Genomic DNA, 15,170 nt, shown 5'->3' with positions numbered 1-15,170 from the left:
TATAGAATCTCCATTAGATGAAAAAAAATCTACTTCCTTTTTTTACCTTGCTCTTATTTATATTTTCCGGTAATTTTTTCGCACAGACTTATCAGCTTACAGGAAATCCGGTTAATACAACAGGCTGGACTCTTGTCGCGCCGACGGTTGTAAATACAGATTTTATTCAGCTGACGGCGGACCTGAATAATCAGTCAGGATCAATCCGACTCAATGATCCGATTAACCTTAAATTCTGTGATAAGTGGCGTGTGGAATTTGATTTCAGAATGGATTCAAATCAGACGGCAAATGGTGACGGTTTGGCATTCTGGTATTTGGCAAATCCGCCGGTCGCCAGTGTTCTAGGTTCCGGTCTTGGAGTTTCTCAAAATGCTGTCGGTCTGATTGTGGGTTTAGATACCTATAATAATACAACTACGGCGGTGATGAGTAAGGTACATGTTGCTTACGGACAGGTTGCCAATACGACAGATCTCAATAACGTGGAATTTTTTAATACTACAGGAAGTTCTTTTCACTCTGCGGATCTGAATACGACATTGCCTTTTCAGGGAACAACGTACAAACATGTAGAAGTAACAGCAGATGTAAATCCTGCTGCGCCCGCCAGCTGGATCATTAAAATCACCATTGACGGCACTGTCATCTGTAATCAGTCTTTTGCACCGGCTGGTGCTGCTGCGACGATGACAAACGGATTTTTCGGTTTCTCAGCGTCTACAGGGGGCAACAGATCGCGTCATTCCATTAAAAATGTAAAAGTTTATACCGATAAAGTTCCGCTTCTTCAGCCAACGGCAGCGGCAAGTTTTTGTCCGGCTCCCGGAAACGGTTTGGCGACGGTTAATCTGACAACCTTTAATAATCAGTTTGTTGCAAATCCTGCAAACTATACAATAACGTATGCGGTGGGCGGAACTCCGATCACTAATCCTACCAACTATCAGTTTAGTGCCAATACAGCGGTAAGTGTCTTTATTAAAGATAATTCAGGGTTGCTTTGCGACAACCGGGATGCGTTGATTAATCTTACGATTTCACCATTTTCTGCGACAAACATCACACTGAACGAATGTAACAACAATAATGCTTCAACGGCGACTTTTAATCTTACACTGGCTGGAGTAACTTCTGTAGTCGGAGCACAGAAAAAATATTATAAAACGCTGACAGATCTTAACAACAATACCAACGAGATTACAAATCCTACAACATATGTTTCGGCACCGGGCGTGGTATATGTAAAAGTGACGACGCCACAAGGCTGTACAGGAAATGCTCAGATTACACTTTCGTTTTTACCTTTACCGGCTGCAAATGATGCAACGATTCAGGCTTGCTTCCTTGTGGCCAACATTTCAGCGTCGATTTTTGATCTGACTACGGCCAATGTTACTGCTCAGGCCGGTGTTACCAAAAGATTTTTCACCACGTTTGACAATGCTTTGAACGGAACAAATGAGATCCTGAATCAAACACTTTATCCTTCAGGAAACGGTGAAGTTTATGTAAGAGTTATAGGAAGCAACGGTTGCTTTGTTATTAAAAAAATTACTCTGAAAATAACACCGCCAACTTATTCTGCTGTTTTAAAAGACAAAACAATCTGTATCGATGCAAGAACCACGCTTGATGCAGGACCTGGTTTTGACGGATATATCTGGAGTACCGGAGCTACAACGCAGTCAATTTCCGGTGTGCCGGTAGGGCTTTATTATGTTGATCTTAAAACCGGAAACTGTACGACAAGACAGGTTGTTCAGGTAAAAGCTTCTTCAAACCCTGTTATTTCAAGTATTGACATCAGCAACAATACGATTACGGTGAATGTTTCCGGAGGTTTGGCTCCTTATAAATACTCTTTAGACGGAATCAACTGGCAAGATTCAAATGTATTCTCAAATTTGGTAAGAGGTGAAAATAAGGTGTATGTGAAAGACGCCTACAACTGTACGCCGGTAATGGTGCAGATAACCGTTCCGAATTTGCTGAATGCGATCACGCCGAATGGTGACAACATTAATGATGTAATTGATTATACCGCATTAGCTTACAAAAAGAATTTGGTATTTGTCGTTTACGACCGATACGGAAACAAAAAATATGAAGCCGACAAACTGAGAAACTTCAAGTGGGACGGTACGAGCGCAGGCAAAAAAATTCCGACAGGAACCTATTGGTACACCATCACCTGGAATGAAAATGATATCAACAGTACTCCGACGAAATACACCGGCTGGGTATTGGTGAAAAACCGTGAATAATTTTTTTAAACAGAAAAGTCATTCTCTTCGTGAGAATGGCTTTTTTATTTTTCTACTAAACCGAAAGATTTAATTTCTAAACATTCATATGAAAAAAAACCTACTCTTTGGCTTTTTACTGTCTCTGTTTTCTTTTACAGCTTCGGTAAAAGCGCAGACTTATCAACTCGCAGGAAATCCTGTAAACACAACCGGCTGGGATATCGTTCCTGCTGCGGTGGTAAATACTGATTTTATACAACTGACAGCAGATCAAACGGGACAGTTTGGTGCAATTAAATTAACCAATCCTATCAACCTTAAATTTTGCGATAAATGGAAGGTAGAATTTGATTTCAGAATCGACGGAAACGGGACCACAGCTTACGGTCGTGGTGACGGTTTTACTTTTTGGTATCTATCGAATCCGCCGGCAGGTTTTACAAGCGGTGGTGGTTTGGGAATTCCTGCGAATGCCAATGGTCTGATGGTCGCGTACGATATTTTTAACAACAGCACCGAAGGACAGATGAGTAAAGTACATATTCTGTACGGCACCAATAATACACCAGCAGCAAACCCGAATGTTGAATACAACAACACCCCAAACAGTACATTTCACTCTGCAGATCTAAATCCTACACAACCATTTGTGGGAGCAACTTACCGCCATGTTGTGGTAAACGGAATGGTAGATCCTGCGAATGTCAACAACTGGATTATCACAATGACGCTAGACGGAACACAGATCGTCAATCAGTCTTTTGCGCCATCTGGCGGTGCGATTGGGATGACGACCGGGTATTTTGGTTTCTCGGCGGCGACAGGTGGCGCGAGTGCAAGACATTCCATAAAAAATGTAAAAGTTTTTATCGATAAAGTTCCGATTCTTCAAAGTACAGTTACGCCTTTTGTGTGTTCAAATCCTTCATCGGGAATCGGTACCATTAACCTGACAAATTTTGCAACACAGTTTGTAAACAATCCTGCGAACTATATTATCAGTTATTACATCTTAGGAAGTTCAACACCAATTGCAAATCCGGCAAACTTCAGTTTTACAGGAAACACAACGATAACAGTAGTTGTTAAAGATCCGACCTCGACACTTTGTGACAATGGCGACGGGCAGATTATTCTGAATCCGACTCCATTTACTGCGACCAATGCGACTTTGACCGCTTGTAACAATAATGGCGTAGGCGTAGGAATTTTCAATTTAGACAATGCCACTGTAAGTACGGTAAATCCGGTAACAAAACAGTATTACCCGACTTTGGCCGCTTTAAATGCCGGAACTTCACAGATTACAAACTTCTCAGCGTACCCTGCAGCCAACGGAAGCACGGTTCATGTAAAAGTAACCACTGCACAAGGCTGTACGAGCAATGCAGTCATTACTTTAAATACATTTCCTGTTGCAACAGTGAATGAAGCTACACTTCGTGCCTGCAGCATCGAAAACAATCTTTCGTACGGATCATTTAACCTGACTAATGCAGCGGTTACGTCTGTTTCAGGTTTAACAAAAAAATATTATCCGTCGGTAACAGATGCCGTGAATGGTACCAACGAAATCAGTACGCCAAATCCTTATATCGCGCCAAACAGTGTTGTTTATGTTAAAGTAATCGATACCAACGGCTGTTATGCAATCGCTAAGGTGAATCTGGTGGTAATAGCGCCGGTTTATTCAACCGTGTTGAAAGATAAAACGATTTGTGTTGAAAGTAAAACAACGCTTGATGCAGGTTCAGGATTTACTTCTTATTTGTGGAGTACAGGCGCAACAACTCAAACGATCAGCAATGTAATGGTAGGAAATTACTCTGTGCAGCTGAAAACCGGAGAATGTACTGTAACGCAGCTTGTGAAAGTACTGCCTTCTCCTCAGCCGGTAATTTCATCGGTGGATATTCAAAATACAACCGTGGTGGTGAATGCAAGCGGCGGAACACCTCAGTATCAGTATTCGATGGATAATACAACGTGGCAGACTTCAAACACTTTTTTGAATATTTCAAGAGGAATGCACAAAGTCTATCTGAAAGATTCTTACAACTGTGCGCCAATTGTAATCAACATCACCGTTCCGAATATTATCAATGTCATTACGCCAAACGGTGACGGCAAAAATGACCACATCGACTACTCTGCCCTTTCAGATAAACTAGATCTTACGTTTACCATTTTCGACCGTTACGGTGCGACACTTCATGTGGCAGACAAAAGCAACAACTACAGATGGGATGGAACGGCGAACGGCAGAAAAGCACCTACCGGAAATTACTGGTACACGCTAACCTGGACGGAGAACAACAAAAACAAAACGCCTGTGAAATTCTCCGGATGGATCATGGTGAAAAACAGAGAATAAATTCAGTTTTATTTTTAAATATCAAATCACTCTTTTTTTGGGAGTGATTTTTTTGTTTGGTATAAAAATCAACTTCTGGCACATATTCGGCAATCTATTCTTAAATTTGTCTTATGCATTATTTGGAAGCTTTACGTAAAAGATATTCGGTCAAAAAATTTGATCCGCAAAAGAGCGTTTCAGAAGAAAAAATCCTGAACATTCTGGAAGCGGGAAAGCTCGCCGCGAGCTCGATGGGTTTGCAGCCGTACAAAATGATCGTAGCAGCTTCAGCTGAAATTAAAGAAAAACTGATTCCTGCATTTTACAATCCGTCGCAGATCTCTACCTGCTCGCATCTCGTGGTTTTGGTTTCAAGAAAAAATATTGAGCCGGAATATGTCGACCGCTATTTTTCTCATATTGCTGAAACGCGCGAAATACCGACTGACAATTTAAATCCTTTCAAAAAAAGCATCGACAGTTTTCTTACTCAGAAAAAAGAAGAGGAAATCTCAAACTGGTCTGAAAAGCAAACCTACATTGTTTTAGCCAATCTTATTTTTGCTTCAGCGCTTGAAAATGTTGACAGTTGCCCAATGGAAGGTTTTAAACAAGATTTAATAGAAGAAATTCTGGAGATTGATAAGACCAGAGAAAAGGTGGCTGTTTCCTTGGCTTTGGGCTACAGAGCAGAAGATGATGATTTTCAGAATCTGAAAAAAGTAAGAAAACCCAGCGAAAAATTATTTAAATTTATCTAGAGGCTGAGCCGCAAATTATATTTATGATAAAAGCAGATGTATTGGTGATCGGATCCGGAATTTCGGGCTTGTCGTACGCGATAAAAGTTTCTGAGCAGTTCCCGGAATGTAAAATAATCATCGTCACAAAATCTGACGAAGACGAAAGCAATACCAAGTATGCACAGGGCGGCCTCGCAGTGGTGACCGACGCTAAAAATGACAATTTCGAAAAACATATTGAAGATACGATGCGTGCCGGCGACGGCGAAAACAAACGCGACGTTGTTGAAATGGTCGTGCGTGAAGCACCAGTGAGGTTTAAAGAAATTGTAGAATGGGGCGCTAATTTTGACAAGAAAAACGGCGAATTTGCTCTGGGAAGAGAAGGCGGTCACACTGAAAACCGTATTGTGCATCATAAAGACATTACCGGTTTTGAAATCGAGCGTGCACTTTTAGCTACGATAAAAAGTAATGCCAACATTGAAATTTTAGACCATCATTACGTGATCGACATCATTACGCAGCATCACGTTCCCGGTAAAAAAGTAGGCGAAGAAGAAATTCACAGTTACGGAGCCTATATTTTAGACGAAAAATCGGGGAATATTAAAAAAATTACATCCAAAATCACTTTGGTAGCGACCGGCGGCGCAGGTCATGTTTACAAAAATACAACCAACCCAACTATTGCAACAGGCGACGGAATTGCTTTTGTGGCGCGCGCAAAGGGAAAGGTGACCAATATGCAGTATTATCAGTTTCATCCGACGGCTTTGTACAGCAAACTTGACGGAATGCTTTTTCTTATTTCGGAAGCGGTGCGCGGAGACGGTGCAAAACTTCGAACCAAGCGCGGTGAAAAATTCATGCATAAATATGATGAGCGCGAAGAATTGGCGTCCCGTGATATTGTCGCCAGAGCCATCGATGCCGAAATGAAGGTTACGGGTGATGAATTTGTCGGTCTCGACTGTCGACAAATGAATCATGAACGTTTTCTGGAACATTTCCCAAATATCTACCGCAAATGTAAAGATGAAGGGATCGATCCTTTTAAACAATTGATTCCGGTGGTTCCGGCGTGCCATTATCTGATGGGCGGAATTGAAATTGATAAGGATGGGCAGTCTTCCATAAAAAATTTGTTTGCTGTAGGCGAATGTACCAACAGCGGACTGCACGGTGCCAATCGTCTTGCATCAAATTCACTATTGGAAGGTTTGGTTTTCGGACATAATGCCGCGATGAAAACTATAGAACTTTTAAAGCAGAACAATTTTAATTTTGAAGATCTGAAAGCCATCCCAGAATGGAACGAAGAAGGTATGAAAATCATCGACGAAATGGTTATTATCACTTATCTCAGAAAACAGCTTCAGGAAATGATGAGCGATCTTGTAGGGATTGTCCGCAGCAATAACCGGCTGAAAATGGCGCAGCAAAAACAGTCTGAAATTGCCGCCGCCGTAGACGAAATATACCGCTACTCTATTCTCTCACCGCAACTTTCAGAACTCAGAAATCTTACCACTGTCGCAAACCTTATCATCAGCCAATCGATGGAAATGACACAAAATAAAGGCGCATTTTACAATAAAGATTTTGCTTAAATATTACAGAACCATTATGAAAAGACCAAAATACGTGACTGATAAAGTTTTAAAACATTTCATAAAAAACGCGCTGGAAGAAGATATTCAGGATGGTGATCATTCGACACTGGCAACAATTCCGGAAGATCTGCAGCAGAGTGCAAAGCTTTTGGTTAAGGAAAACTGCATTTTGGCTGGTGTAGAATTAGCCGAAATTATTTTTAAGACGTTTGATAAAAATCTGCAGACCGACATCATGATTCAGGACGGCCAAACTGCAAAGGTTGGTGATATTGCCTTTACTGTGACTGGCAGTGCACGTTCAATTTTATCTACCGAAAGACTGGTTTTGAACTGTATGCAGCGCATGAGCGGTATCGCAACGATGACACACGATTGGGATTCCCGTTTGATAGGTTCTAAAACTAAACTTTTAGACACAAGAAAAACGACACCAAATTTCCGGGTTTGTGAAAAATGGGCGGTCGCGATCGGTGGCGGAACTAATCATCGCTATGGTTTGTATGATATGATTATGCTGAAAGACAACCACATTGACTACAACGGAAGCATAGCCAACGCTGTGAAAATGGCAAGAGATTATATAAAACAGTCCGGTAAAAAACTGAAAATTGAAGTCGAGACCCGAAATCTCGAGGAAGTGCGCGAAGCTTTAAAAACAAAAGCAGACCGCATCATGCTTGATAATATGTCGGTAGCGATGATGCGTGAAGCTGTAGAAATTATCAATGGAAGTTGTGAAACTGAGGCTTCCGGGGGAATTACGCGAGGTCAACTGACTGCAATTGCAGAAACGGGCGTGACGTATATTTCTGCCGGAGCGCTTACCCACTCTGCGAAGAACATTGATTTAAGCCTGAAAGCCGTGAAATAATATTATGCTATTCATAAAAAGTTGTTATTATTTATGATAATTAAATAATATGACTTTTTACCATAAAATTGTTAGTAAAATATAATTCCCTGATTATCTGATAATTAATCATTATATAGATTGAATAAAAATTAACATATAGTTAATAATAGTTAAAGTTTATTTGCCGATTTTTGCACAAAATTTAATACTAACTATTAATAACGATTATGAAATTAATCAACAGATCGCTGCTTACGGTAGTTATTACCCTTTCTACAGCCAGCGTTTATTATTCACAAACGGTAAAAGACACCGTCGATACACGATCTAAGGATATTGACGAAGTTGTCATCGCAGGTGTTGCCGACATTGCGAAGGACAGAAAAACTCCAGTTGCTGTTTCAAATATTAAAGCAGCACAGATTCAGGAGAGATTGGGAAATCAGGAATTTCCTGAAATCCTTAACACAACACCATCAGTATATGCTACTAAAGGTGGAGGTGGTTTCGGTGATGCAAGTATCAGAATCAGAGGTTTCGGTAACGAAAACATTGCTGTAATGGTAAACGGTATGCCAGTAAATGACATGGAAAACGGTCAGGTATACTGGAGTAACTGGGCTGGTTTATCTGATGTGACTTCTGATATGCAGGTTCAAAGAGGATTAGGTTCTTCTAAGTTAGCAATCGCATCTGTTGGTGGAACCATCAATATTCTGACAAGAGCTGCTGACAAAAAAAGAGCGGGTGTTGTTTCTTTAGGTTTAGCTAACAACGGTTATCTCAAATCCTTGTTCTCATATAACACCGGTAAAAACGAAAAAGGATGGTCTACTTCATTCTTAATGAGCAGAACTGCAGGTGCTATGTATATTAACGGTTCAGATTTCGAAGCGTACAACTATTATATTGCAGTAGGATACCAGCCGAATGCTAAACATGATTTCCAGTTTACATTTACAGGTGCTCCCCAATATCACAATCAAAACTTCACCAATACAATCGCTACCTATTTAGATATGGGTGATGGTTTACTGAATGGTGCTAAAAACGAAAATCCTAACAGAAGATACAATTCTAACTGGGGTACATTAAACGGCCAACAGTATTCTACAAACACCAATTATTATTCTAAGCCAATTGCTTCATTCAACTGGGACTGGAAAATGTCTGAGCGTTCTAAATTATCAACAGTAGCATATGCTTCTTTTGGTAGAGGTGGCGGTACAGGAGCTATCGGAACCATTAATGGTAAAACCATTTTTAATTTAGCTAAAACGGCTGACGGACAAATCAGATGGGATGATATTGTAAGATGGAATCAAGGTGCTGCAATTTCAGATTTTACAGTAGGTAATACAGCAAATGCTCCTGCCAATACATTTCCTGCAGGTCCTGGAGTAAACGTTTCAGATTCACCCAATGCTACAACTGCTGCGACAAGTTTCAGAAACGGAAACGGGATCACAATGAGATCTAATGTTAACTCTCACAACTGGTATGGCGTATTATCTAATTTTAACCACAAACTTAATGATTATTTAAACTTTTCAGTGGGTATAGATGCACGTTACTACTATGGTTATCATCCTGGTCTGGTTACAAACTTTCTGGGTGCTAATGCTTTATTAGAAAGAAGAGATTTAAACGCAACACCTGACCCAAATTCTCTTGTAGGTCATTTGATCACTCAGGCCTATGCTCCAAGACCTTCAGCAAATCCTTTTGTAAAGGCAGTAAAGGATGATTCTCAGATTGCTAACCGTAATTACAATGGAGAAGTACTTTGGTATGGTGGTTTTGGTCAGGTAGAATATTCTAAAGATAACTTCACTGCATTTGTACAGGGAGCCATTTCAAATCAAGGTTATCAAAGAATTGATAACTGGATAGTTGATGGTGTTACTCAGCAACCAGCTGTTGTAGGACCTGTTGTAAATACTAAAACAGGCTTTAAAGACATTCTTGGATATAACGGAAAAGCTGGTGCAAACTACAACATCAATGCTAATCATAATGTATTCGGAAATATCGGTTACATTTCAAGACAACCTTTCTTCAACGGAGTTTATCCAAGTAACAGACAGGTTGTAAATCCTAACCTTACGAACGAAAAAATCTTCAGTGCAGAATTAGGATATGGTTTCAGAGCTTCAAACCTAAGAGTAAATGTTAACCTTTACCGTACTGACTGGAAAGACCGTTTTCAGAGAAGAACCGGTTTGACAGTACAAAACTCAGCGGGTCAGACAGTTCAAAATGCATATGCAGAAGTAAGCGGAATTCGCCAGGTACATTATGGTGCTGAGCTTGAAGCTAACTACAATATCGGCAAATACGTAGAACTTGAAGGTATGTTCTCTTTTGGGGACTGGAAATACAAAGGAAATGCGGTTGGAAATGTTTTTGATGACAACAACACTCCAGTAGTTCTTTCCGGTAACACTAATACGACACAGTTGAACCTTGATAAAGTTCGTGTAGGTGATGCCGCTCAGAATACAGCATCATTAGGCGCCGTACTCAAGCCGGTAAAAGGTCTTCGTATCTTCGGTAACTGGAGATGGTTTGATCAATTGTATGCTAGGTTTGATGTAAATTCGTTTGATGTTTCTCAGCAGAACGCGATTTATACACCACCGGCGCTTGAGAAAGGAGCACTTCGTTTACCGAGCTACAATTTATTCGACATCGGAGCCAGTTACAAATTTGATATTGGAAATCAGCAGAGCATATCTGTAGGTGCTAATATATATAACTTGTTTGATACAATTTATATCTCTGATGCAACAACTAATAACCATACGGGTTTAACTGCAAATAATTTTTCAACATCATTAAGCCAGACACCGGCTCAGCAGGCAGCTGCACAAGCGCAATCATTAGTTAATTATAACAATGTAGGAACTTGGAAAGGTATTCATCAGTCAAATCAGGTATATTTCGGTTTCGGAAGAACTTGGGCTGCTAACATCAACTTCAATTTTTAAGCTTCAAAAGCTTTTATCATAATCAAATCCCGGCTTTACTGCCGGGATTTTTTTATATTTGTACACAACTTAAAAAAAATAAACTATGGATTTTAACATCATGCTTCAGGCGCACCGCGGCTTTGCCTATCTTATTTTGCTCGCCACGGCAGTATTTGTTATCGCACTTCTCGCCACCATGTTCGGATACTCAGGAAAGATTTCCAAACTGCTGAAAAAATCAACGCTTTTCACCATGATTTTCTTCCATACACAAGCGGTAATCGGTTTGGTAATGTTGTTCTTCTTTTCACCAGGTTTCAAAGCTGCCAAAGAAGCCGGCACACTGATGAAAGATTCTGTTTCAAGAAATACCTATGTAGAACATCCAACAGCGATGATCATTGCAGCTGTTCTTTTAACCATATTCAACAAAAAAATCAAAACTGCCGACAGAATCCAGATGAGCTGGGTAATTATGGCAGTGATCGCTGTTGCATTAATGCTTTGGGCCTTCCAGTGGAAAAGACTTTTCGGAGGCTAATTATATTTTAACTTTAAAATTCTTCTATTAAAAAATGAAAATTGCAGTAGTAGGTGCCACCGGAATGGTGGGCCAGGTGATGCTTAAAGTGCTCGAAGAGCGAAATTTCCCTGTTACAGAACTGATTCCTGTTGCATCAGAAAAATCAATCGGTAAAAAGGTGAAGTATAAACAGAAAGAATTTTCTGTCGTAAGCATCGAAGACGCTATTGCTGCAAAACCGGATATTGCCCTGTTCTCTGCCGGCGGAAGTTCATCTCTTGAATTTGCCCCGAAGTTTGCGGAAGCTGGCATCACGGTCATCGATAATTCTTCGGCTTGGCGAATGGATCCTGATAAAAAACTGATCGTTCCGGAAATTAATGCTGATGTTTTAACGAAAGAAGATAAAATTATTGCCAACCCAAACTGTTCTACCATTCAGCTGGTGATGGTGCTCGGGCCTTTGCATGAAAAATACCGTTTGAAGCGGGTGATTATTTCTACGTATCAGTCGGTAACCGGAACCGGAAAAGCCGCAGTTGATCAGCTTAATGCAGAAACTGAGTTTTCCGTTAATGGTTATAAAGATACCGAAAGCAATATTTCAAAAGTCTATCCTTATCAGATCTTTAAAAATGCGCTTCCCCACTGCGATGTTTTTTCAGATGACGGCTACACGAAGGAAGAAATCAAACTGATGAAAGAACCTAAAAAGATTTTGGGTGACGACAGTTTCAGCCTTACGGCAACGGCAGTCCGCGTTCCCATACAGGGCGGACATTCGGAAAGTGTGAATATCGAATTTGAAAACGAATTTGATCTTGATGAAGTCCGTAAAATTCTTTCTGAAACACCCGGCGTTGTGGTGATGGATAATGTAGAGAAAAACGAATATCCAATGCCTCTGTATTCCGAAGGAAAAGATGACGTTTTTGTAGGAAGAATGAGACGCGATCTCACGCAGCCCAAAACGATGAATCTCTGGATTGTCGCCGACAACCTGCGAAAAGGCGCTGCAACAAACGCCGTACAGATCGCCGAATATCTAGTGAAAAATAACTTAGTGTAAACTAACAAAAACCAAAAGAGTCTCCGAAAGAGATTCTTTTTTTTACCAAAATGATTAATTCCGTTTCTAAAGCCACCGCCGAGAAGTTGAATTTCCAGAAGTGGATTGCCATCATCGGCATCGTACTTTTCGTCGCCAAACTTATCGCCTGGAAGCTCACTGCCTCAGATGCCGTATTTTCAGACGCGATGGAAAGTATCGTAAATGTCATTAGTGCATTTATGGGACTGTATTCGCTGTATCTGGCCGGAAAACCGCGTGACGAAGATCATCCTTACGGTCACGGGAAAGTAGAATTTGTGACTTCCGGCATCGAAGGCGCACTCATCGCCATTGCCGGAATTATGATTATTTACGAAGGCATCAACAGCCTTGTTACCGGTAAAGTGTTGAAAGAACTCGACTGGGGAATTGCAATTATTGCAGCGACAGCCATCATTAATTATCTCCTCGGCTATATCTCGATTCAGAAAGGGAAAAAAGAAAATTCAGCCGTACTCATTTCTTCGGGCAAACATTTGCAGTCAGATACCGTGACGACGATCGGGGTTTTTGTAAGTTTAATTGTTGTTTATTTTACCGATCTCAACTGGCTCGATTCTGCTGTGGCATTGCTTTTTGGCGGCTACATCATCTTCGTAGGCTACAAAATCATCCGCAAATCGCTGAGCGGAATTATGGATGAACAGGATCCTGTTCTTCTCGAAAAAATCATTCAGCTGCTCGAAAAAAACAGAAAAACTGAGTGGATCGACATTCACAATATGAAAATTCAGCAGTTTGGTTCCTCACTTCATATCGATGCGCACATCACACTGCCGTGGTACTATCCGCTCCGCGATGCGCACCGCGAGATGGAAAACGTTATCATCCTTCTCGCAACCAACACGACGCGATCTGTTGAATTTAATTTTCATATGGACGACTGCAAGCCGATATCTTGCAGTATCTGCCAGATCGCAGAATGTCCCGTGCGCGAGCATCCGTTCGTAAAAAAAGTAGAATGGAACTCAGCCAACGTCACCTCCGTCGACAAACATACCGCCGAATAATTTTTTAAGGAGCTATTTCCTGCTCTCCGCTCATACTCTTCACGCCAAGGCTTTTCCACTCCAAAGCCTCCGCTTTCCCCGAGCCTGTTGCGGGGTAACAGCTGCGGTCAGGGCTAAGAAAAACATTTGTATTTCAAATCATGTTTGGTTTTCCAAAGAATACAGCCACACCAGATCTGACGGAATAAAATCATGGTTTGATTCCTAAAGCGGCTTTATAAATGGATATTTCTTTCTCCAGATCGGCGATGATCTGCTTTTGTGCATTCAGCTCAATAACCAGCTTAGATTCAGGATTTAAAGGAAAAGATTCAGGATAATTATTGATGATTTTACCCAGAAAATCATATTTCAGCGCGATGCTGATGTTCCACAAAATCCCAAACTGCAGCGAAGACTGCTTCAGATAATCAGCTACCGAAGACGGCGTTACCTGAAGCCTTCTTGCAAGCTCAGCCTGCGTTATTTTCTGCTCACAAAGCACATTCCAAACCATATCACCGATGTGCGGATACGGACTTTCACTTTCTCTCTGGTATGTTCTCATCATTTTATAGAATTAATATGCATTTTCCTTATAAATATACACTTAATCCATATACGTTGATGCTTTAAGCATCAATACTTATTTGTAAAGCATAACCGTCCACGCCTCAAGCCTCAACTTCGATACAATAAGCCTATAAATATATACCTTAAACATACCCATAGATACATTAAGCATACTCAGATATACATAAAACGTATTTTAAGAGGTTTTATTCATCATCATCTGCCTGTAATAGAACAGCGGAACGACGAGAAGAAGAATCATCGGCTGAATGACAAAGCGGCGCATGTAAAAAGAAAAAAGATAACCGACATCAAAACCGTCAGCGATGCAGAAAAGATAAATCGGGAACGTAATCGCGAAAACAATCGCAATAAGAATCGCGCCCTGCACCGTCCATTGCCTGTTTTGAAACAGAAAATGAATAATAACGCACGAGCAGATCAGATTCAAAGCGAACCGAAAAAGGTAGCTCAAAATCAGTTTTCCCCACAAAAATTCCGGGAAAACGAGTGTTTTACTGGCTTCATGAAAATACGTGAGAAAAGGATCGTAGAAAAGAGAATCTTCGTACATCCGAACCGCAAAAAGTCCGGCAACACCTGCTATAACAAAAATCCAACGGAATATTTTCATTTTTTCAGCGCAAAAAATTTAATCCAAACCAGCCAGAGAATCACCACCGTTCCATAGATCACCGCCGGAAAAAGATAGTCATGCGACATCTTGCTGTAAGCGGGATAATCTCGGGTGACGATATTTAAACCGACAATCCGCAGAAGATTCATCACATAAAGCAGGATAAAACCTGCCGCGACAAAAAGAAAAGTTTTAAAACCTTTATAGAAAGCGAAGATAAAAGCGAGGAAAAGTATGATTACCGAAACTGCGTTGCAGCCTTCTACCATGCGGGTTACGTATTTTTCTTTCACATAAAACCAAACCTGCTCCCCCGGAATATCGTCGTACAGCTGTGTAGAAAAACCTACAGCATTCTGTATTTTTCTCACCTGCTCGGCAATCATGCGCGAGTACGGATCAAGACCTTCGCCTTTGAAACTGTTGAGAAAAAACTGATACGCAAAAAGCAGCACCAGATAGATGATAACGAAGCGTAGCAAGATTCCCAAAACAGGCTTAAAGTCCTTTAGCATAGCTGCAAAGATAAAAATTTGAAGGTAAAG

12 protein-coding genes are annotated in these 15,170 nt (G+C 40.8%); 9 read left to right on the top strand and 3 right to left on the bottom strand.

Annotation, left to right across the window (positions count from 1 at the left end; genetic code table 11):
* Positions 1-17: 17 nt before the first annotated feature.
* The 9 genes from ASG01_RS06295 to ASG01_RS06255 all read left to right on the top strand — a co-directional run bounded on the left by ASG01_RS06295 (position 18) and on the right by ASG01_RS06255 (position 13,436).
* The gene (locus ASG01_RS06295; protein ID WP_055861495.1) at positions 18-2,267 is read left to right on the top strand and encodes a T9SS type B sorting domain-containing protein; all 2,250 of its coding nucleotides are present in this window, start codon (positions 18-20) and stop codon (positions 2,265-2,267) included.
* 88 nt (positions 2,268-2,355) lie between these two features.
* Positions 2,356-4,623, top strand: a complete 2,268-nt coding sequence (locus ASG01_RS06290) for a T9SS type B sorting domain-containing protein (RefSeq protein WP_055861493.1) — start codon at positions 2,356-2,358, stop codon at positions 4,621-4,623.
* A 113-nt stretch (positions 4,624-4,736) separates the two neighbouring features.
* Positions 4,737-5,366, top strand: coding sequence for an NAD(P)H-dependent oxidoreductase (locus ASG01_RS06285; protein ID WP_055861490.1), 630 nt, complete (start codon positions 4,737-4,739; stop codon positions 5,364-5,366).
* 23 nt (positions 5,367-5,389) lie between these two features.
* Positions 5,390-6,961 carry an L-aspartate oxidase gene (gene nadB / locus ASG01_RS06280; RefSeq protein ID WP_055861487.1) on the top strand — a complete coding sequence of 524 codons (1,572 nt, stop codon included), beginning with the start codon at positions 5,390-5,392 and terminating at the stop codon, positions 6,959-6,961.
* A gap of 16 nt (positions 6,962-6,977) precedes the next feature.
* Complete coding sequence (gene nadC / locus ASG01_RS06275) at positions 6,978-7,838, top strand: carboxylating nicotinate-nucleotide diphosphorylase (RefSeq protein ID WP_055861483.1); 861 nt, start codon at positions 6,978-6,980, stop codon at positions 7,836-7,838.
* Positions 7,839-8,047: 209 nt separating this feature from the next.
* Positions 8,048-10,810 carry a TonB-dependent receptor gene (locus ASG01_RS06270; RefSeq protein WP_055861480.1) on the top strand — a complete coding sequence of 921 codons (2,763 nt, stop codon included), beginning with the start codon at positions 8,048-8,050 and terminating at the stop codon, positions 10,808-10,810.
* An 85-nt stretch (positions 10,811-10,895) separates the two neighbouring features.
* The gene (locus ASG01_RS06265; protein WP_055861477.1) at positions 10,896-11,333 is read left to right on the top strand and encodes a hypothetical protein; all 438 of its coding nucleotides are present in this window, start codon (positions 10,896-10,898) and stop codon (positions 11,331-11,333) included.
* Between the two features lie 34 nt (positions 11,334-11,367).
* The gene (locus ASG01_RS06260) at positions 11,368-12,384 is read left to right on the top strand and encodes an aspartate-semialdehyde dehydrogenase (protein WP_055861474.1); all 1,017 of its coding nucleotides are present in this window, start codon (positions 11,368-11,370) and stop codon (positions 12,382-12,384) included.
* 50 nt (positions 12,385-12,434) lie between these two features.
* Complete coding sequence (locus tag ASG01_RS06255; protein ID WP_055861471.1) at positions 12,435-13,436, top strand: cation diffusion facilitator family transporter; 1,002 nt, start codon at positions 12,435-12,437, stop codon at positions 13,434-13,436.
* A gap of 190 nt (positions 13,437-13,626) precedes the next feature.
* Here the strand turns inward: ASG01_RS06255 and ASG01_RS06250 are convergent, their stop codons facing one another.
* The 3 genes from ASG01_RS06250 to xrtF all read right to left on the bottom strand — a co-directional run bounded on the left by ASG01_RS06250 (position 13,627) and on the right by xrtF (position 15,140).
* Complete coding sequence (locus ASG01_RS06250; RefSeq protein ID WP_055861468.1) at positions 13,627-13,986, bottom strand: helix-turn-helix domain-containing protein; 360 nt, start codon at positions 13,984-13,986, stop codon at positions 13,627-13,629.
* A 198-nt stretch (positions 13,987-14,184) separates the two neighbouring features.
* Positions 14,185-14,622, bottom strand: coding sequence for an exosortase F system-associated membrane protein (locus ASG01_RS06245; protein ID WP_055861466.1), 438 nt, complete (start codon positions 14,620-14,622; stop codon positions 14,185-14,187).
* On the bottom strand, positions 14,619-15,140 hold the full coding sequence (xrtF, locus tag ASG01_RS06240) for an exosortase family protein XrtF (RefSeq protein ID WP_055861463.1): 522 nt from the start codon (positions 15,138-15,140) through the stop codon (positions 14,619-14,621). The genes ASG01_RS06245 and xrtF overlap by 4 nt, the downstream gene beginning before the upstream one ends.
* Between the last annotated feature and the right edge of the window lie 30 nt (positions 15,141-15,170).

This window comes from Chryseobacterium sp. Leaf180, assembly GCF_001424585.1.
Lineage (GTDB): Bacteria > Bacteroidota > Bacteroidia > Flavobacteriales > Weeksellaceae > Chryseobacterium.
This window is presented reverse-complemented; position numbering and strand designations above follow the sequence as displayed.